The sequence below is a fragment of the Oleiphilus sp. HI0067 genome (assembly GCF_001635735.1).
The window spans coordinates 1-19,250 of the sequence record NZ_LWFI01000445.1 but is presented as its reverse complement, the minus strand read 5'-3'; the positions used below and the strand labels follow the sequence as shown (position 1 = coordinate 19,250).

Sequence of the window (19,250 nt, the reverse complement as noted above, 5' to 3'; positions counted from 1 at the left end):
TTGACTTGAGGTAATGCTATGCGTCGTAAACTAGTTGCTGGTAATTGGAAAATGAACGGTAACACCGAGTTTGCTGCGGAGTTTGCTCAAGACTTAAAAGCTAAGTTTGATGCTGCGGAAGTGACGTGCGATGTCATGATTGCTCCCTCTGCACCTTACCTCGCATTGCTAGCAAATGCGTTTAGCGAATCGAATATTCAGGTAGCCGCGCAAAATGTTGCGCAGTTTGATAAAGGCGCTTATACCGGTGAAGTTTCTGCTTCCATGTTAAGTGATTTGTCTTGTCAGGCTTCATTGATCGGGCATTCGGAGAGGCGTACTTTATTTGGCGAGACAGATGAAGTTGTCGCCGCACAAGTATCGCAACTTGTTGAGCAAGGTATTACGCCGGTGCTATGTGTTGGTGAAACGCTTGAAGAAAGAGAAGCGGGTAATGCGGAGCAGATTGTTGAAAATCAGCTCAAGGCAGTGCTAGAGAGGTTTTCGGTAGATCAGTTGAAAAACTTAGTAGTTGCCTATGAGCCTGTTTGGGCGATAGGTACGGGGTTGACTGCCACGCCTGATCAAGCACAAGAAATGCACGCTCATTTGCGCAGTGTGGCGCGAGAACTAGATGAGCAGTGGGCGGATTCGCTTACTATCCTTTACGGTGGAAGTGTAAACAGCAAAACAGCGAAAGAGTTGTTTGCTCAACCGGATATCGATGGCGGTCTAGTAGGTGGAGCGTCACTTAAAGTTGATGAGTTTTTTGAGATTTGTCAGTCGGCCTGACGAATCGAGTTTGTAGTAGGTTGCGAGTAATATGGAATTTTTAGAAACAACGGTAATCGTAGTTCACATCTTGGTGTCGTTGGCGCTTGTTGTTCTTGTGCTATTGCAGCAAGGAAAAGGAGCAGAAGCGGGAGCCTCTTTTGGTGGCGGTGCTTCTCAAACAGTATTCGGTAGCCAAGGTAGCGGTAACTTCCTGACAAAGTCTACAAAATGGTTGGCTGTTGTATTTTTCGCGACCAGTATTAGTCTTGCTTATATTGCTAAAGAGCAAGCTGCATTGAGCGTTCAAGAAGCGACGACGCTTTCTACGCTAGAAACTCAAGAAAATTCTGAAGAAAGCCTTGAGTTGGAAGCGCAAAACGAAGACAATGCCGCTCCTGAATTGGAGTAGCCAATAAGTTTTCACTTAATTGAGTTAATCAATTGAGTATGCCGATGTGGTGGAATTGGTAGACACGCCATCTTGAGGGGGTGGTGAGCTATGCTCGTGACGGTTCAAATCCGTCCATCGGCACCAATAATAAAAAAGCCCGCACTTGTACGAGTACGGGCTTTTTGTTTTATGTTGACCCTTGCTGTATAGCTGCCTATAATGCCGCCAGTATTTGGAGCGGCTCAGAATTTCTGAGTTTGGGCTATACGCCAGTTGAGGCTCTCCTTACAGCAGTTTTGTAAAGAGCCCCTCATTGTAGGGGCTTTTTTGTACTGATGGGCTTTATGCCCATTTTTTGTTTCTGCAACAATGAAAACGAACCCATTGGAGGCGTAGTGGCAGCTAAAAAACAGCTACTAAATGACATTATTAAGCCGGTCGTAGAAGGGCTAGGTTATGAGTGTTGGGGCATTGATTTCTTGTCTCAAGGTAAGCACTCAATGTTGCGAATTTATATAGAAAGTCTTGAAACGCCAGAGAGCTCGGAAGTGGGCGAAGATGGTAAAGAACGTGAGAGCGGTATTGAGCTAGGGGATTGCGAAAAAGTAAGTCGCCAATTGAGTGCCGTGCTTGACGTTGAAGACCCTATTGCAGGTGATTACACCCTTGAGGTGTCTTCTCCGGGAATGGATCGCGCATTATATGAACTTGCGCATTATGAAAGGTTTAAAGGCCATCAAGTTGCATTGAAGTTAAGAATGCCATTTGAAGGTCGACGAAAGTTCAACGGCTTGATTAAAGGCGTTGAAGGGAATGATGTGGTGATTCAGGTGGATCAAGAAGAATACTTGTTCCCAGTTGAAGGCATTGAGAAAGCGAATATCGTACCGCAATTTGATTGATTAGGATTATTGGAGCAAACGACGCGATGAACAAAGAAATTCTGCTGGTTGTTGAGGCGGTCTCAAACGAAAAGGGCGTTGACAAAGAAGTCATTTTCGAAGCTATTGAGTTGGCATTGGCGACAGCAACTAAAAAGCGTTATGAAGACGAGGAAGAAGCCGATATTTTAGTAAATATCGATCGCAAAACGGGTGAATACGATACTTTTCGTCGCTGGTTAGTTGTGAGCAACGATGCAGTGCCTGCTTTAGGTACTGAGCTGACTATGGAAGAAGCTGAAGAAATTGATACAGCGCTTCAACCAGGTGATATTCACACAGAGCAGGTTGAGTCGATTGCTTTTGGTCGTATCGGTGCACAAGCTGCTAAGCAAATTATTGTTCAAAAAGTACGTGAAGCTGAACGCGAAAAAATCGTTGATGGCTATCGTGACCGCGTTGGAGAATTGGTCTCAGGTACTGTTAAGAAAGTAACGCGTGATAACGTGATTGTTGATCTCGGAAATAATGCTGAAGCCTTACTTCCACGTGAAAATCTAGTGGGTCGTGAAGTATTCCGCATGGGTGATCGTGTTCGTTCTTTGCTTCTAGAAATTCGTCAAGATCTACGTGGACCGCAATTGATTTTAAGTCGTTCAGCGCCAGAAATGCTGATCGAGCTATTCCGTATTGAAGTGCCAGAAATCTCAGAAGAAGTGATTGAAATTCGTGGTGCGGCGCGCGACCCTGGTTCTCGCGCAAAGATTGCAGTTAAAACAAATGACAAGCGTATCGACCCAGTTGGTGCTTGTGTAGGTATGCGCGGAGCGCGTGTACAAGCTGTATCGGGTGAGCTAGGTAATGAGCGTATTGATATTGTGCTTTGGGACGATAACCCGGCGCAGTTAGTCGTGAATGCAATGGCTCCAGCTGAAGTCGCTTCTATTGTTGTCGATGAAGACACGCATTCGATGGATGTTGCTGTTGCAGAAGATAACTTAGCGATGGCGATTGGTCGTGCAGGCCAAAACGTCCGTTTAGCGTCTCAACTTACTGGTTGGGAGCTGAATGTGATGACTGAAGAAGAAGCTGGCAAGCAGCAAGAAGAAGAAGTCGGCAAGTACGTCGATTTATTCATCGAGGCCCTAGACGTTGATGAAGATCTTGCGTCTGAGCTTGTAAGTGAAGGCTTTACGACTTTGGAAGAAGTCGCATATGTTCCTTTAGAAGAGATGCTGTCTATCGAAGCATTTGACGAAGACATTGTTGAAGAGCTTCGTCGTCGTGCAAAAGATGCATTGCTTAACAAGGCTCTAGCAACGGAAGAGAAGCTGGAAGGTAGCGAGCCTGCAGAAGATTTGTTAACGATGGAAGGTATGGATAAGCACCTTGCATTGACCTTAGCGAGCCGTGGAGTGATCACCATGGAAGACCTTGCTGAGCAATCCGTCGATGAATTGATGGAAATTGAAGATATGACTGAAGAGCGCGCTGGTGAATTGATTATGACCGCTCGTGCGCCATGGTTCGAAGAGAACCAAGACTAATAGACAGCGAGTCGGGAGAATTATTGTAATGTCAGAAGTAACAGTTAAACAGTTAGCGGAAGACATCGGTGCGCCGATCGATCGTCTTTTGCAACAAATTGTTGACGCAGGGCTCGATGCGCGTGATGCAGGTGGTGTCGTTTCAGCAGATGAGAAGAAGCAGCTACTTGCACATCTTAAGAAGAGTCACGGTGATGACGAATCAGAACCGAAGCGAATCACTCTTAAGCGTAAAACGCAAACCACATTAAAGATGTCTGGTGGGCAGGGTAAAACGAAAACAGTTAATGTTGAAGTGCGAAAAAAGCGCACTTATGTGAAGCGCCCAGATGTAAATGTTGAGCTTGAGAAGCAAAAAGAAGAGCAAGACGCATTGCGTGCCAAGCAAGAAGCTGAAGATGCTGCGCGCAAAGCAGCTGTAGAAGCGCAAAAGGTTGAAGAAGAAAAAGCTGCGGCTGAAGCCGAAGCGAAAAAAGCGGCTGATGAAGTGGCTGCGAAAGCTGAAGCAGAAAAGGCGTCTGCGAAAGCTTCTGCTAAGCCAGCTCCTGCTCCTAAAGGTGATGCTGACGACAATTCCAAGAAACGTGCTCCTAAGAAGAAAGGGCATGATTCGGCAGGCGGTTCTGATGATGATAAGCCTAAGAAGCACAACAAATCTGCTGGACATCGTGCACCGCGTCAGCGTGAAGAAGAGGTCGATATTCACGCAGTAAATGCATCTCGCGAAATATTGTCTGAAGATGCTTTGGAAGAAGAGATTCAACCTCGCAAACTTAAAGCGAAAAAGAAAAAGAAATCTCACGGCTTCCAACAACCAAGTGCACCTGTCGTAAAAGAAGTGTCAGTTGGTGAAAATATCGTTGTGAGTGAGCTTGCTGACAAAATGTCAGTCAAAGCAGTTCAAGTCATCAAGACTCTAATGGGCCTTGGTGTGATGGCAACGCAAAACCAGTCAATTGACCAAGAAACAGCAACCTTGGTTGTTGAGGAAATGGGCCACAAGGTTAAGTTGTTTTCTGAAGATGCAGTCGAAACTGATGTACTAGATAGCATTAGTTACGATGGCGAAGAAATGCCTCGTGCACCAGTTGTTAGTGTAATGGGCCACGTTGACCACGGTAAAACCTCATTACTTGATTATATTCGTCGTGCGAAAGTTGCTGCAGGCGAGTCTGGTGGTATTACCCAGCACATTGGTGCATACCACGTTGAGACTGGTCACGGCATGATTTCATTCCTTGATACGCCTGGACACGCTGCGTTTACCGCAATGCGCGCTCGCGGTGCTCAAAGTACAGATATTGTTATTCTTGTTGTTGCGGCAGACGATGGTGTAATGCCTCAAACTGAAGAAGCGGTTCAGCACGCTCGCTCAGCGGGCGTGCCGATTGTTGTTGCAGTCAACAAAATGGATAAAGAAGAAGCAGATCCAGATCGCGTTAAAAACGAGCTCGCTGCAAAAGATGTTATCCCAGAAGACTGGGGTGGTGATGTGCAGTTCATTCCTGTATCGGCGCACACTGGTACTGGTATTGATGCATTGCTTGATGCGGTTCTTCTACAAGCAGAAATGTTGGAGCTTAAAGCTGTTCCATCAGCGCCTGCGAAAGGTACGGTTGTTGAATCAAGCCTCGACAAAGGTCGTGGTGCTGTTGCGACAGTACTGGTTCAGAATGGTACTTTGCGTCGTGGCGATATTGTGATTGCAGGTAATTACTACGGTCGTGTACGCGCAATGATGGATGAAGCTGGTAAGCAAGCAAACGAAGCTGGTCCATCTATTCCGGTTGAGATCTTAGGCTTAAACGGCACCCCTGATGCTGGTGATGAATTCGTTGTTGTTGCTGATGAGCGTAAAGCCCGTGAAGTTGCAGAGTTCCGTGCTGAGAAGCAGCGTAAAGACCGTTTACAGCGTCAGCAAGCAGCGAAGCTTGAGAACATGTTCGCGAACATGGGCGCAGACGAAGTTAAGACGCTGAATATCGTCCTCAAAACTGATGTGCGAGGTTCTCTAGAAGCATTAAGTGCTGCCTTGAATGAAATCGGTAACGAAGAAGTTCAGGTGAAGATTGTGAGTAGTGGTGTTGGTGGTATTACAGGTACAGATGCAAGTCTTGCGCTAGCAACCAATGCGGTTATTTTCGGCTTTAACGTTCGTGCTGATGCGCAAGCGAAAAAGATTATCGAAGAAGAATCCTTAGATCTTCGTTATTACAGCGTTATTTACGAGATTATCGATCATGTGAAACAAGCGCTTTCTGGTATGTTGGCGCCAGAATTCCGTGAAGACATTGTTGGTATTGCTGAAGTGCGTGACACCTTTAAGTCTCCGAAATTCGGTCAGGTTGCTGGTTGTATGGTTCTTGAAGGAACAATCTTCCGCAATAAGAAAATTCGTGTACTACGTGATGACATCGTTATCTTTGAAGGCGAGCTAGAATCGCTTCGTCGCTTTAAAGATGATGTAAACGAAGTTCGTTCGGGTACTGAATGTGGTATCGGTGTTAAGAACTATGACGTGAAAGTGGGCGACAAGATTGAGGTCTTCGATAAGGTCTCTATTGCGCGTACTTTGTCATAAGTTTTGTCATTAGAGGAGTTGTAATACATGGCACGAGAGTTTAACCGTACTGATCGAATTGCCGATCAAATTCAAAAGGATTTGGCGACATTGATTCGTACCGAAATGAAAGACCCTCGTGTCGGTATGGTAACGATAAATGACGTTGAGGTTGCGCGAGACTTAGGTTTCGCCAACGTTTACGTTACTTTGTTGACCCTTGAAGAGAATGATGCGAATTCAGACGAAGTGAAGCAAACACTTAAGGTCTTAAATTCTGCGTCGGGCTTTTTTAGAAGTCAGTTAAGTAAGATGATAAAGCTGCGTACGATTCCGCAGTTGCGTTTTCACTTCGATAGCTCTGTTGGGCGTGGCCGTAAGCTTGACGCCCTAATTACGCAAGCGCGTAAGAAAGACGGTGCTGATGACGCGGCGAACGAACAAACTGATCAAGACCCTTCTTAGGCAACACTAAAAGATGGGTCGACGCAAAAAAGGGCGCCTTCTTGATGGCGTCCTTCTTCTTGATAAACCTCTAGATATTACAAGTAATGGTGCGCTGCAAAAGGTGCGTTGGCTTTTTGATGCACGAAGAGCTGGCCATACCGGTGCGCTTGATCCGCTTGCAACAGGTGTTTTGCCAATATGTTTTGGTGAGGCAACGAAGTTTGCGAAGTATCTACTAGAGTCTAGCAAAGCGTATTACACCACTGCTCAATTAGGCGAGATTCGTGAAAGCGGAGATAGCGAAGGTGAGTTGGTTGAGACGCGCAAGGTTCCAGATTTCTCGGGTGCTCACATAGAGCAAAGTCTTGATAAGTTTCGAGGCGACACAATGCAAGTTCCGACGATGTGGTCTGCGCTAAAGTATCAAGGAAGGCCACTTTATAAATGGGCGCGTGAGGGGGTTACGGTAGAGCGAGAACCTCGGCCTATCACTGTTTCTAACTTACGTTTAGATGCGATAACAGAAGATACGCTATCTTTGTATGTCGAGTGTTCCAAAGGGACTTATATTCGATCTCTTGTGGAAGATATTGGTTTAGATCTTGGTTGTGGTGCACATGTGTCGATGTTGCGCCGTTCAATCGCAGGTCATTTTGAGCTCGAGCAAACTGTAAGCCTGCAAACATTGGTCGATTTAGAGGGTGATTTCGATGCGTTGAGCAAATTTATTCAGCCTATCGACATTTTGTTACCAAATTTACCGTATATTTGCATAAATAATCGCCAAACAAGGTCGCTATTACACGGGCAAACAGTTAGAATATCGCCCGCTGAAAAATCAGGTTTTCATCGTGTCTATATTCCGAAGCAAGCAATTGATGAACAGCTAGGGCCGATTGCGAATATCGCAAAAACTTGTGAGCTTGGTGACGACTGGCTATTTGCCGGTGTAGTGGAGCTAAGTGAACAGAGCGATCAGTGGGAACTGCAAGCAAAACGGCTGATTAACTTTACGCCTGTGTCGTAAAGGAAAAACGATGTACGACTTACTGTACGTATGCGCGGTAAGTGGTTTTTAAACAAGCATATTGAGGAAAATATCATGGCATTAAGCGCAGCAGAAAAAGCAGCAATTCTTAAAGACTACCAACAATCTGAAGGCGACACTGGTTCTCCTGAAGTTCAAGTTGCATTGTTGACTCATAACATCAACAAGCTTCAAGGTCACTTCAAAGGTAACAAGCAAGATCACCACTCACGTCGTGGTTTGATTCGCATGGTTAACCAACGTCGTAAGCTTCTTGATTACTTGAAAGGCAAAGATGCAGATCGTTACCTTTCTTTGATCGGTCGTCTAGGTCTACGTCGCTAATCTCGAATTAGCAGCGAGACAAACAAGGGTAAATGGTTACAAGAACCAACTCCCAAGTTTAGTTGTAGTACCGGAGCGCTTTAGGGCCCTCCGGTATTTTCGTTTTTAAGACAATCGTAATTCTATTGTTATGCGATTGATCTATTGTAAGTACGTGATTTTGTAGGTGTCTAAAACGAGCACCAGTGCATTAAAAATCAAAACACGAATAGGGTAGCTTCATAGGTTTGCAGTAAAGTTTTATAGCTGAGTGCTTTAGAAAATTTGCGTTTACGTTATTTTTCTAAAGTATTGAGCATAAAGCTTTAGTTGTAGTGATCGATGAGGCGTTCTTTTTATATTTAAAAGTAAAGGAGCCGATGTGAATCCGGTAACTAAACAATTTCAATACGGTAACTCTACCGTTACGCTAGAAACTGGTCGTATTGCACGTCAAGCCGCAGGTGCGGTGATGGTAACGGTTGACGATACTTCTGTATTGGTAGCAGTGACTGCTTCAAAAGAAGCAAAGCCAGGTCAAGATTTCTTCCCGCTTTCAGTTCACTACCAAGAGCGCCAATACTCAGTTGGTAAAATTCCTGGTGGTTATATCAAGCGTGAAAATCGTCCAAGCGAGAAAGAAACACTAACTTCGCGTTTGATCGACCGTCCAATTCGCCCACTTTTCCCAAATGGTTTCGTGAACGAAGTTCAGGTTGTATGTCAGGTTATGTCTGCGAACAAAACGCAAGACCCTGATATTGCAGCAATGATTGGTACGTCTGCAGCGCTTGCTGTTTCTGGCGTTCCTTTTGCTGGTCCTATCGGTGCAGCACGTGTTGCGTTCACTGATGAAAATGGCTACTCACTTAACCCAACTAACGAAGAGCTAAAAGACTCTTTACTAGACATGGTTGTAGCGGGTACGAAAGACGCAGTATTGATGGTTGAGTCAGAAGCAAAAGAGCTTACTGAAGACGAGATGCTTGGTGCGGTTCTATTCGCTCACCAAGAAATGCAAACAGTGATCAACGCTGTATCAGAATTCGCAGCTGAAGTTGGTACTGAGCAGTGGGAATGGTCAGCACCAGAAGTTAACATTGTACTAGCAGACGCGATCAAAACGCAGTTTGCTGAAGGCATTACTGCTGCATACAGCACAAGTGACAAAATGGCGCGTTACGGCGCATTGGGCGAGCTTCGTAACCAAGCAGTTGCAGCGATTGCAACAGGTGAAGAAGGCGCAGCAAGCGAAGAAGACGTTAAGGCTTACTTCAGCAAGCTAGAGAAGCAAATCGTTCGTGGTCGTATCATTGCGAAAGAGCCGCGTATCGATGGTCGTAACAATGAAACAGTTCGTCCAATTTCTGTTGAAGTTGGCGTACTTCCAAATGCACACGGTTCTGCATTGTTTACTCGTGGTGAAACGCAAGCAATCGTTGCGACTACGCTTGGTACTACGCGTGACGCACAAATCGTTGACACACTTGAAGGCGATACTAAAGAGCACTTCATGTTGCACTACAACTTCCCTCCTTACTCAGTAGGTGAGTGTGGTCGTATGGGCGCACCAGGTCGTCGTGAGATTGGTCACGGTCGTCTTGCTAAGCGTGGTGTTCAAGCGCTTATGCCAAACGAAGAGGAGTTCCCATATGCAGTACGTGTTGTTTCAGAAATCACTGAATCAAACGGTTCAAGTTCTATGGCTTCTGTTTGTGGTTCAAGCTTGGCATTGATGGATGCAGGTGTTCCACTTGCAGCACCAGTTGCTGGCATCGCAATGGGTCTTGTTAAAGAAGGCGACGGTTTCGCAGTTCTGACCGACATCCTTGGTGACGAAGACCACCTAGGCGACATGGACTTTAAAGTAGCGGGTACTGACGAAGGTATCACAGCGCTTCAAATGGATATCAAGATCGAAGGTATCAACGAAGAGATCATGACGATTGCGCTTAAACAAGCTCAAGATGCTCGTTTGTTCATCCTTGAAGAAATGAACAAAGTCATCGAGAACCCTCGTGAGTCTGTTTCTGATAAAGCACCTGCGATGCACAACATGTCTGTTCACCCAGACAAGATCCGTGACGTAATCGGTAAAGGTGGTGCGACTATCCGTTCAATCACAGAGCAAACTGGTGCATCTGTTGATATCGAAGACGACGGTTCAATCCGCGTTTACGCTGAAAACAACGAAGCAGCGCAAGCAGCAATCAATATGATCGTAGCGATTACTGCAGAAGCAGAAGTTGGCCAAACTTACGAAGGTAAGGTTGAGCGTATCGTAGACTTCGGTGCATTCGTTAATATCTTGCCAGGTAAAGACGGCTTGGTTCATATCTCTCAAATCTCTGAAGAGCGTATTGAGAATGTGGCTGACGTACTTTCTGAAGGTCAGATGGTTAAAGTAAAAGTACTAGATGTTGATAACCGTGGTCGTATTAAATTGACTATGAAAGACATCGAAGCTGACGCGTAAGTCTAGCTTAAGTGTTGAAAAGGAGGCTTTGTGCCTCCTTTTTTTTGGCCATTCCTCATCGTTAATTTCGAGTTTTTCGTCCGCTAAGTTGACTATTAGCGGTGTCTGAATCTGTATACGATTTGTTCAATGTCGGCGTCTTTGTGAGAACAAAGTAAGCCGCAGGTTTTTTCAGAAAATTGGAAGACAAAGAGGAATCGTATATGAACTTTTCAGAATTACTCAATCAATTCACGGGTTCAGGACAAGCGAACGAATCGTCACAACTGAATAATCAACAAGCTTCAAATAAATTATCAAATTTTACTAGCAATATTCCGGGTGATTTAGCTGGTGGTGCCGTTGCGGGAGGCTTGATCGCTACCCTCGTCGCTAGCAAATCAAGGCGTAAGATAGCTGGCAAGGCGGCTAAATATGGCGGTGCAGCATTATTAGGAGTCTTAGCATATAGAGCCTACAAAGATTGGCAGCATACTGGTCAAGCTCATGAAAAGCAGTCCGCACGAGATGCAGGATATGAAGCGCCCTCTCATCAAGCATCTCGTTTCCAGTCAAGTTATGAACGAGAAGCCTTAGCGCATATTAATCAGCCTCAACAGGATAGTGATTTCGAACTTCGTTTAGTGAAAGCTATGATTGCTTCGGCACGCGCTGATGGTCAGATTGATTTAGAAGAGCAGCGCAGAATAGCCGAAACGGTTAACAGGTTAGATTTGAGTGTGAATGTGAAGAGTGAGTTGTTGAATCTATTCCTGCAGCCTGTACTCATGGTTGAGATAGTTGGACAGTTCGATTCAATGGAGCAAAAGGCAGAGATTTATCTTGCTTCTTGTTTGACAATTGAGCTTGATGACGAGTCTGAATACAGGCATTTATCACTGCTCTCAAAAGCATTGAATCTGCCAGCAGGTCTTGAGCATCAGCTTCGCGCGCAAGCACAAAATGTCAAAGTTGAGGTTGCGTAGTTCTTGCATTGTTCTTGCGTCGCTTTTTAGTAGTTCGGTTTGCATCGCCGCTTAATGTATTCGAGTTAGTATGCATGCGGTGATGCAACTAGGTTTATATTTGATTTGCGGTATACTTTCGCGCCTATTCTTTTTTGAGATCTATACCGAATGAATGCATTACACGATATCGCAGCACGCGCACTTCAAGACTTCTTTATGCTTAATGTGCCTTTGGCTCGTGCTGCAGAGATTTCGGTACATTCTTATGATGGAAATAGACTTGTTTTTGAAGCGCCGCTAGATCCGAATACCAATGACAAGGGAACCGCGTTTGGTGGAAGTATCTATGTCATCGCTGTTGCTACAGCATGGGGAATGTCCTCAATAAAGTCTCAAGAATTAGGTCTGGATGGTGAATTAGTCGTCGCGAAGGCTGAAATTGAGTACCTGCGCCCGCTTAGTGAAACGCTTCGTGCAGAAGTTCTCTCTCCAGATCAGGAATCCTTAGATCACTTCAAACATAGCTTTGAGACGCGAGGTAAAGCTGCCTTTGAATTAGAAGTGCTTGTAAATAATAGCGAAGGAAAAGCCTGCGCTCGTTTTAACGGAAAATATGCTTTGTTGAATAGGTGAATCACGCTCCCTTTCGGTGATCTAAGTCTAAAATTTGCTCAGCTTTAGTGCAATTTATGTTGTAATATTTATTTAATAAAAAAATAACTTCTTATTCCTTTTATGTCTTTATGATTAAGCTACACTTTTAGTGTCCGTGACATATTTACGGGTACATTTGTTGGTTTGAGCGTGTTTCTGAAGTACTCAATTCTTTAAAGTCTGCAGAATTAAAACCTCCTTCAAGTGTGAGTATCATTGAATATAAAGTCTGCGTTTGTTTAGCGGAACGCTTAATACAGAGTATAGTTTGTATCTAAAGGAGAATAGAATGAAAAAATTAGGACTAAGTGTAGCGATTGTATCTGCGCTTATCTTAAGTGCGTGTGGCGGCGGCAGTTCATCCGCTCCCGCCAGCAGTGGTGGTTCAGTGTCAACAGGCGTTTTCTTAGATAGTGCTGTTGCGAATATCGGTTACCGCACGGATACGCAATCTGGCGTGACGAATGATAACGGTGAGTACAACTACTTATCGGGTGAAACGGTTACGTTTTTTATTGGTGATCTTGAACTCCCTGCAGTTGAAGCAACAGGCGTTGTCACTCCTCTAACTATCGCAGGAACGCAGGATACCTCAGATGACACAGTGGTAAATATTACTCGTCTACTTCAAAGTTTGGATACCGATGGTGACCCAGATAATGGTATTGAAATTGCTGATGAAGCTTCAGATGTCGCGACTGCTGTCGATTTTACTCAATCCATAACTGACTTTGCTAATAGCACTGCTGTTACAACGCTTGTAGCAAATTCTGGATCAACGACTACGGCACTTATTTCAGAAGATCAGGCGATTTCTCACCTTGAAGAAACGCTGATTGAAGAAGGAGAAACCTTTACGCCTAGCAGCAGTATCGCAGGTATTTGGACAACCGACGATGATGAAAATGACTTGCTTGCTTTTGTTTTCTTCCAAGATGGCACGTATGTGCATATGGAAGTTGATATTGACGATGCCAGTGAAACTAATGGTATGGAATGGGGAACTTACTCCCGCAATGATGAGACGGGTTTATTAGAGCTTGGTATTACTTTTGACAATACTGATACAGGATTATTCGTTTTCTCTGCGGCGGATCCTGCGAATATTTTCGCTCAAGTTGACGATGACGTACTAACTCTTGAGTTCGATGACAATAACAATGGCACTATTGATGAAGACGAGTCGCTTGATCTTACACGTTCTGCTAACAGTGATATTTTAGGTGCATGGACTAATACCTCTACAGAAAATGAATTACTCGCTTTTGTTTTCTTTGACAACGGTACCTATGCGCATCTAGAAGTTGATGAGGAAGCTCCAAACAATCCTGAGAATCCAGATGAAGTGAGTGGGATGGAATGGGGCACTTACTCTATTAACTCTGAAAATGACGCTTTGACTGCTTCGATTACTTTTGACGGTAATCTTGATACGGGCTTGACGGACACTCTTTCCGAGTCAATTCCGTTATTTGCTAAAGTTGAAGGAGATACTTTAACGCTTCAGTTTGATGAAGATGAGAGTGGCGTTATTAGTTCAGAAGAAGAGTTGGTGTTGAATCGAGCGCCAATGCCTGTGTACGAGAAACTGTCTAATTAATGGCACTTTTGATAAAACTAATATCGAATATGCAAAACTACAGTTGTACAAGAACTGACGTCGTATATTGGGTGTGATCTTAATTAGCCTAAGCTAGCCTTTAAGGGAGAATCAATCGTTATAAGACTGATTAGAAATGGTGATTCGATAAGTCTTTGAGTACATGTCCTTTAATTGAAACTTTTATTGACATAGACCTAAAAGGCTAGTGACATGCATTTCTTGGTTTGTAACCTTATTATCCAAATTATGCATTTAAAAAAAGGCGCTTGAAGCGCCTTTTTTCTAACAGACTTAAAGCTTAGAAACTACCTCTACAATTCCTGCACATAGCTCTGCAAGTTCTTCATTTGTCATGACATATATCGGCATGACATAAACAAGTTTCCCGAAGGGGCGAACCCAAATGCCATGCTCTACGAACGTTGGTTGGATAACAGTCATATTCACGGGGTCTTTCATTTCGACCACGCCGATAGCGCCAAGAATTCGAACTTCGGCAACTTTGTCTAACTGTCGGCAGGGAGATAGTCCTATTTCTAGCTGTTCAGCGATGTTCTCGGTGACGGCTTCTATGTCATAGCTTGATAATAGCTCTAAGCTTGCGACGGCTGCACTGCAAGCAAGAGGGTTGGCCATGAAGGTGGGTCCATGCATGAAAACGCCCGGCGACTTTGACTGAATCGTTTTTGCAATGTCGCGTGTTGTCATCGTGGCGGCTAGTGTCATGTAGCCCCCAGTCAGTGCTTTACCCATGGTAATAATATCGGGAATGATGTCTGTGTGCTGATAGGCGAACATCTTTCCTGTGCGTCCGAAACCCGTTGCAATTTCATCAAAGATTAAAAGCACGTCGTATTCATCGCAGAGCGTGCGTAAACGGTTTAGGTAATCCGCTGAATAAAAACGCATGCCGCCTGCGCCTTGTACGATCGGCTCAATAATTACGGCTGCGATCTCGCTTTTGTTATCAATTAACAATTGCGTTAGTTCTCCGACATCCTCATCGGTACAAGGTTCGCCAAATGGCGTTTGCGGCGCGGGCGCAAAAAGATTTTTGGCCAGTGTTTTTTCGAACAAGGAGTGCATGCCGTTGACGGGGTCGCATACCGACATCGCGCCAAAAGTATCGCCATGATAGCCATTACGAACAGTTAGAAATCGTTGTTTATCGGGTTTACCTAGACTCGCCCAATATTGAATCGCCATCTTCATCGCCACCTCGACTGACACTGAGCCGGAGTCGGCAAAGAATACCGCGTTTAGGCGGTCGTCATGCACCTCAAGCAGCTTTTCGGTGAGTTCGATAGCGGGGTCATGAGTCAGTCCGCCAAACATCACATGGCTCATATTCTCCAACTGGCTATTTAGCGCTGCATTCATAGCTGGATGGTTATAGCCATGAATGGTGCTCCACCAAGACGACATGCCATCAATAAGCTCTCTTCCATCTTTGAGTTTGATCTTGCAGCCTTTAGCAGAATCGACATGAAATATAGGGAGATCAGAGCCAATCGCGCTGTAAGGATGCCAAATATGTTCTTTGTCGGTCGAGTTATGCGAGCGGATAGTCATGTTAAACCTTGTATTGTTCGAGCTTATCTAGCGTTGCTTGAAAGCTATTTTCAAAAGAACAGTGTAACGTTAATGGCTCGTTGCTTATAGGATGAACCAAGTTGAGATCCGTGGCTGCGAGCATTAGTCGATCACAATTGAGTTCATCGCGAAACAGTCTATTGTGATTGCCTTTTCCATATTTCACGTCACCCGAAATAGGGTGACTGATATGTTTCATATGTCTGCGTAGTTGGTGTTTACGTCCAGTTCTAGGTTTTAGCTCTACCAAACTGTAACGTGAAGTAGGGAAGCGTCCGTCTGATATGGGCAATTCATACCGCTCTACACGGCGCAGTTGTGTTTGTGCGTCTTTCGGCTCTTTCTCATCTGCTTTTGCTTGATCACTTTTGAAGGCAGCGATTTCTTTCAATGGGTGATCGATTTCTAGTTCTTGCGGCGTATACCCGCGGACTACTGCATAGTACGTCTTTTTTATATGCCGCTGTTCGAATTGATCAGATATTTTCTTTGCCGTTTCTGGGTCGAAAGCAAACAGTAGCAATCCTGATGTAGGTTTATCCAGGCGATGAACGGGGTAAACCCAGTGCCCTGTTTGGTTGCGCAAAATACGCATCGTATACCGTGTTTCGCGTTTATCAATGGGAGATTTATGGACGAGCATTCCCGCCGGTTTGTGCGCGGCGATCATATATTCGTCTTGGTAAATGATCTCAAGCGTTTCGGGCTCGTGTTCAGTGTTGTGAGACGATTCGTTCGTATTGTTCATGCAACAGTCTGTTGAAGTAGAAGGCTTAGAGATTTTACCTGTTGTTTGGTACTATCGCGCGCTTAATTTTGCGCAATCATTCATTCTTTTTGTGCATCAATATTTGCTCATTTTTTGGAGTTTTAATGGTGTCTCGTTTTTTGAGCCTAGGTTCGTTGTTAGTTTTGTCTTTCGCTGTATTAGTTGGCTGTTCCTCTAAAGAGGAGAATGCCCCTGAACAAGCACAGCAAATGCCTCCTGCAGTGCCAGTTCAAGTTGCATCAGTAACGGCTTTGACCATGGCAGCGACAAAAATCTATACCGGTCGTTTAGAAGCAGAACAAGAAGTGATTATGACGCCTCAGGTGTCTGGTCAGATTAAACACGTTACTTTTGAAGAGGGCGCGGTGGTTAAGCAAGGTGATGTGTTGTTTGAGATGCATTCTCGTACGCAAGCCGCACGCTACAACGAGTTGAAGGCTGAGCTAGAAAGTGCTCGTGCACAAATTGAACTGGCAAAAAGAGATGTTGAGCGCGCAGTGAGCTTGCGTAAGAAAAACTCACTTTCTCAAGAAGAACTCGATAATCGTCGAACTGAGCTGACAAAATCTATCTCGGACGCGGCTGCATTAGAAGCGGCGGTAGATGGTGCTGCGACCATCTTAAGCTATACGAAAATCAAAGCACCGATTGATGGTCGTGCCTCGAATGCTTTTGTAAAAGAGGGTACTTGGATTACTCAAGGTCGCACCGAGTTGACTGAGCTTGTTTCGACAGATCGTTATCATGCATATTTCGACGTTGATGAGTCGACATATCTCGAGCTTAAAGCACTGAGTGCTAGCAAACTCGATAACGTGGTATTGATGGGTATAGGCACAGCTTTCGAGTTCCCATTCCAAGGATATATCGATTTTGTCGACAACAAAATTGATATCACCACAGGTACAATTCGCCTACGTGCAGTATTCGAAGACAAACAACAAGTACTTACGGCCGGTTTGTTTGTACGTTTGATGGTGCGTGTGGAAGATCCAAAAGAGACTGTGCTAGTTAAAGAAACCGCTATCGCGACTGACTTGAACTCTAAGTACGTTCTAGTGGTTGATGAAAATAATATGTCTCAGTATCGCCCGATTCAAACGGGTCTGCGCTATGGCTCTCTGCGTGCAGTTAGTGGTTTAGCGCCAGATGAAACAATTATTGTTTCAGGATTACAGCGTGTTTTCCCAGGGATGCCTGTTGCGCCTGAGAATGTCAAAATGGTGGACGCTGCTTTCTTGGAAGAGCTGAAGAAAGAGCAAACTGCTCTCGTTAGCCAATAAAGAACGCTTAGGAGTCGCTATGAATTTTTCGCAGTTCTTTATTGTTCGTCCTATTTTCGCAAGCGTTCTGTCGCTTCTGATTTTTATTGCCGGTTTGATTGCAGTATTTCAACTTCCGATTACCGAATATCCTGAAGTTGTTCCACCAACTGTCGTGGTCAATGCAAGCTATCCTGGTGCAAATCCAGAAACGATGGCTGAAACCGTTGCAACGCCTTTAGAGCAAGCCATCAATGGTGTTGAAGGCATGCTGTACATGGCTTCGCAAGCAACATCTGATGGGGCTTTATCTATCACAGTTACGTTTGAGCTAGGAACTAACGTCGATGACGCGCAGGTTCAAGTTCAAAATAGGGTAGCGCGAGCGATTCCTCGACTACCGCAAGATGTTCAGCGCTTAGGTGTTACCACAACAAAGTCGTCTCCTGACCTCACGATGGTTGTTCATTTACTATCGCCTGATGATCGTTATGACATGTTGTATCTCTCGAACTTTGCGAAGTTGAAAGTACGCGATGAGTTAGCGCGTTTGGAAGGTGTCGGTAACGCACAGGTCTTTGGGGCAGGTGATTACGCCGTGCGTATTTGGTTGAACCCAGAGAAAGTTGCCGCATTAGGTATGACCACGACCGATGTTATCACCTCTATTCGTGAACAAAATCGCCAAGCAGCAGCGGGTACAATAGGTGCTCAACCAAGCGTTGAAGAGAATCCATTTCAGCTCTTGATCAAAGTGAAGGGGCGTTTAGAAAGCATCGAAGAGTTTGAAGACATCGTTCTTCGTGTTGGTAACAATGGCGCAATCACTCGACTTAAAGATGTTGCGCGTATTGAATTGGGTGCCAATACCTACGCTTTACGTTCGCTATTAGATAACAAGCAAGCAGCGGCAATTGCGATCTTCCAGCGTTCGGGTTCGAATGCAATCCAAATCTCGAATGACGTACGTGCCAGTATGGCGGCGCTCAAAGAAACCTTCCCTGAAGGTATGGATTATAAGATCGTTTATGATCCAACAGTCTTTGTACGCGGCTCTATTGAAGCGGTTGTTCAAACTTTACTAGAAGCGATGTTGCTAGTGGTCATCGTTGTACTGCTGTTCTTGCAAACATGGCGCGCGTCCATTATTCCATTGGTTGCCGTGCCGGTATCACTGGTTGGTACGTTCGCAGTCATGCACTTGTTTGGTTTTTCTTTGAATGCCTTAACCCTGTTTGGCTTGGTATTGGCGATCGGTATCGTGGTCGATGATGCGATCGTTGTTGTCGAAAACGTTGAACGTAATATTGCCTTGGGTAAAAGTTCTATTGAGGCAACCAAACAGGCCATGCGAGAGGTAACCGGACCGATCATCGCTACCTCTTTAGTGTTAAGTGCGGTGTTTATTCCAACGGCATTTATTTCTGGTTTATCAGGTCAGTTCTATAAGCAGTTTGCGCTGACGATAGCGATATCAACCATTATTTCTACCTTCAACTCGTTGACCTTGAGTCCTGCCTTAGCGGCGGCGTTGCTGAAACCGCATGATGCCAAGAAAGATATTCTGTCGCGTATGATCGATTCAGTGTTTGGTCGCTTTGTGTTTGCACCATTCAACAAGTTTTTTGGTGCTCTAACGAATGGCTACACGTCTTTGCTTAAAATCATTGTACGGATGTCGATCATTGTTCTTGCGATTTATGCCGGACTGATGGCTTTAACTAAGCATCAGTTTGAGACGACTCCAACAGGCTTTGTTCCGCAACAAGATAAAATGTATTTGATTGCTTTTGCACAATTACCTGATGCGGCGAGCTTAGATCGAACCGAAGAAGTGATCAAACAAATGTCAGCGATTGCCTTAGAGCACCCTGGCGTTGAATCGTCGGTCGCTTTCCCAGGTTTGTCACCGAATGGATTCTCGATTTCTTCAAATGAAGGGATTGTTTTCGTTGGCTTGAAACCTTTTGATGAGCGGCAAAGTCCTGAGTTAAGTGCAGACGCGATTGCTGGCGC

16 protein-coding genes and 1 tRNA gene are annotated in these 19,250 nt (G+C 44.8%); 15 read left to right on the top strand and 2 right to left on the bottom strand.

Annotated elements, in window-relative coordinates:
• Positions 1–18: 18 nt before the first annotated feature.
• The 13 genes from tpiA to A3739_RS05155 all read left to right on the top strand — a co-directional run bounded on the left by tpiA (position 19) and on the right by A3739_RS05155 (position 13,607).
• Positions 19–771 (top strand): triose-phosphate isomerase, encoded by a 753-nt coding sequence (gene tpiA, locus A3739_RS05215; RefSeq protein ID WP_068478015.1) that lies wholly within the window; start codon positions 19–21, stop codon positions 769–771.
• Positions 772–802: 31 nt separating this feature from the next.
• Entirely contained in the window at positions 803–1,162 is a 360-nt protein-coding gene (secG, locus tag A3739_RS05210; RefSeq protein WP_068476836.1) for a preprotein translocase subunit SecG, read from the top strand.
• Positions 1,163–1,202: 40 nt separating this feature from the next.
• Positions 1,203–1,288: transfer RNA gene (locus A3739_RS05205), tRNA-Leu, on the top strand.
• Between the two features lie 251 nt (positions 1,289–1,539).
• Complete coding sequence (gene rimP, locus A3739_RS05200) at positions 1,540–2,046, top strand: ribosome maturation factor RimP (protein ID WP_068478046.1); 507 nt, start codon at positions 1,540–1,542, stop codon at positions 2,044–2,046.
• A 26-nt stretch (positions 2,047–2,072) separates the two neighbouring features.
• Positions 2,073–3,572, top strand: coding sequence for a transcription termination factor NusA (gene nusA / locus A3739_RS05195; RefSeq protein WP_068478016.1), 1,500 nt, complete (start codon positions 2,073–2,075; stop codon positions 3,570–3,572).
• A 28-nt stretch (positions 3,573–3,600) separates the two neighbouring features.
• Complete coding sequence (infB, locus tag A3739_RS05190) at positions 3,601–6,153, top strand: translation initiation factor IF-2 (protein ID WP_068478018.1); 2,553 nt, start codon at positions 3,601–3,603, stop codon at positions 6,151–6,153.
• Between the two features lie 27 nt (positions 6,154–6,180).
• Complete coding sequence (gene rbfA / locus A3739_RS05185; protein ID WP_068474514.1) at positions 6,181–6,597, top strand: 30S ribosome-binding factor RbfA; 417 nt, start codon at positions 6,181–6,183, stop codon at positions 6,595–6,597.
• A gap of 13 nt (positions 6,598–6,610) precedes the next feature.
• On the top strand, positions 6,611–7,606 hold the full coding sequence (truB, locus tag A3739_RS05180; protein ID WP_068478020.1) for a tRNA pseudouridine(55) synthase TruB: 996 nt from the start codon (positions 6,611–6,613) through the stop codon (positions 7,604–7,606).
• A gap of 75 nt (positions 7,607–7,681) precedes the next feature.
• A complete protein-coding gene (gene rpsO / locus A3739_RS05175) occupies positions 7,682–7,951 on the top strand; it encodes a 30S ribosomal protein S15 (RefSeq protein WP_068478048.1) in 270 nt (89 codons plus the stop codon).
• A gap of 361 nt (positions 7,952–8,312) precedes the next feature.
• On the top strand, positions 8,313–10,406 hold the full coding sequence (gene pnp / locus A3739_RS05170) for a polyribonucleotide nucleotidyltransferase (protein WP_068500590.1): 2,094 nt from the start codon (positions 8,313–8,315) through the stop codon (positions 10,404–10,406).
• 203 nt (positions 10,407–10,609) lie between these two features.
• Complete coding sequence (locus A3739_RS05165) at positions 10,610–11,371, top strand: tellurite resistance TerB family protein (RefSeq protein WP_068478027.1); 762 nt, start codon at positions 10,610–10,612, stop codon at positions 11,369–11,371.
• Between the two features lie 150 nt (positions 11,372–11,521).
• A complete protein-coding gene (locus tag A3739_RS05160; RefSeq protein WP_068473334.1) occupies positions 11,522–11,986 on the top strand; it encodes a YiiD C-terminal domain-containing protein in 465 nt (154 codons plus the stop codon).
• 310 nt (positions 11,987–12,296) lie between these two features.
• A complete protein-coding gene (locus A3739_RS05155; protein ID WP_068473330.1) occupies positions 12,297–13,607 on the top strand; it encodes a hypothetical protein in 1,311 nt (436 codons plus the stop codon).
• Positions 13,608–13,901: 294 nt separating this feature from the next.
• Here the strand turns inward: A3739_RS05155 and bioA are convergent, their stop codons facing one another.
• Together bioA and A3739_RS05145 are read right to left on the bottom strand one after the other, a co-directional pair.
• Complete coding sequence (gene bioA, locus A3739_RS05150) at positions 13,902–15,182, bottom strand: adenosylmethionine--8-amino-7-oxononanoate transaminase (RefSeq protein WP_068473327.1); 1,281 nt, start codon at positions 15,180–15,182, stop codon at positions 13,902–13,904.
• Between the two features lies 1 nt (position 15,183).
• Positions 15,184–15,951 carry a pseudouridine synthase gene (locus tag A3739_RS05145; RefSeq protein ID WP_068473324.1) on the bottom strand — a complete coding sequence of 256 codons (768 nt, stop codon included), beginning with the start codon at positions 15,949–15,951 and terminating at the stop codon, positions 15,184–15,186.
• 125 nt (positions 15,952–16,076) lie between these two features.
• Between A3739_RS05145 and A3739_RS05140 the strand changes: the two genes are divergently transcribed.
• Together A3739_RS05140 and A3739_RS05135 are read left to right on the top strand one after the other, a co-directional pair.
• Positions 16,077–17,255 (top strand): efflux RND transporter periplasmic adaptor subunit, encoded by a 1,179-nt coding sequence (locus A3739_RS05140; RefSeq protein ID WP_068500587.1) that lies wholly within the window; start codon positions 16,077–16,079, stop codon positions 17,253–17,255.
• Between the two features lie 19 nt (positions 17,256–17,274).
• On the top strand, positions 17,275–19,250 hold a 1,976-nt coding region (locus A3739_RS05135), incomplete at its 3' end, for an efflux RND transporter permease subunit (protein ID WP_156502371.1).

Coding starts and splice junctions, on each gene's coding strand:
- tpiA (WP_068478015.1), top strand. CDS start 19: ATGCGTCGTAAACTAGTTGCTGGTAATTGGAAAATGAACGGTAACACC.
- secG (WP_068476836.1), top strand. CDS start 803: ATGGAATTTTTAGAAACAACGGTAATCGTAGTTCACATCTTGGTGTCG.
- nusA (WP_068478016.1), top strand. CDS start 2,073: ATGAACAAAGAAATTCTGCTGGTTGTTGAGGCGGTCTCAAACGAAAAG.
- infB (WP_068478018.1), top strand. CDS start 3,601: ATGTCAGAAGTAACAGTTAAACAGTTAGCGGAAGACATCGGTGCGCCG.
- rbfA (WP_068474514.1), top strand. CDS start 6,181: ATGGCACGAGAGTTTAACCGTACTGATCGAATTGCCGATCAAATTCAA.
- truB (WP_068478020.1), top strand. CDS start 6,611: ATGGGTCGACGCAAAAAAGGGCGCCTTCTTGATGGCGTCCTTCTTCTT.
- rpsO (WP_068478048.1), top strand. CDS start 7,682: ATGGCATTAAGCGCAGCAGAAAAAGCAGCAATTCTTAAAGACTACCAA.
- A3739_RS05165 (WP_068478027.1), top strand. CDS start 10,610: ATGAACTTTTCAGAATTACTCAATCAATTCACGGGTTCAGGACAAGCG.
- A3739_RS05160 (WP_068473334.1), top strand. CDS start 11,522: ATGAATGCATTACACGATATCGCAGCACGCGCACTTCAAGACTTCTTT.
- A3739_RS05155 (WP_068473330.1), top strand. CDS start 12,297: ATGAAAAAATTAGGACTAAGTGTAGCGATTGTATCTGCGCTTATCTTA.
- bioA (WP_068473327.1), bottom strand. CDS start 15,182: ATGACTATCCGCTCGCATAACTCGACCGACAAAGAACATATTTGGCAT.
- A3739_RS05145 (WP_068473324.1), bottom strand. CDS start 15,951: ATGAACAATACGAACGAATCGTCTCACAACACTGAACACGAGCCCGAA.
- A3739_RS05140 (WP_068500587.1), top strand. CDS start 16,077: ATGGTGTCTCGTTTTTTGAGCCTAGGTTCGTTGTTAGTTTTGTCTTTC.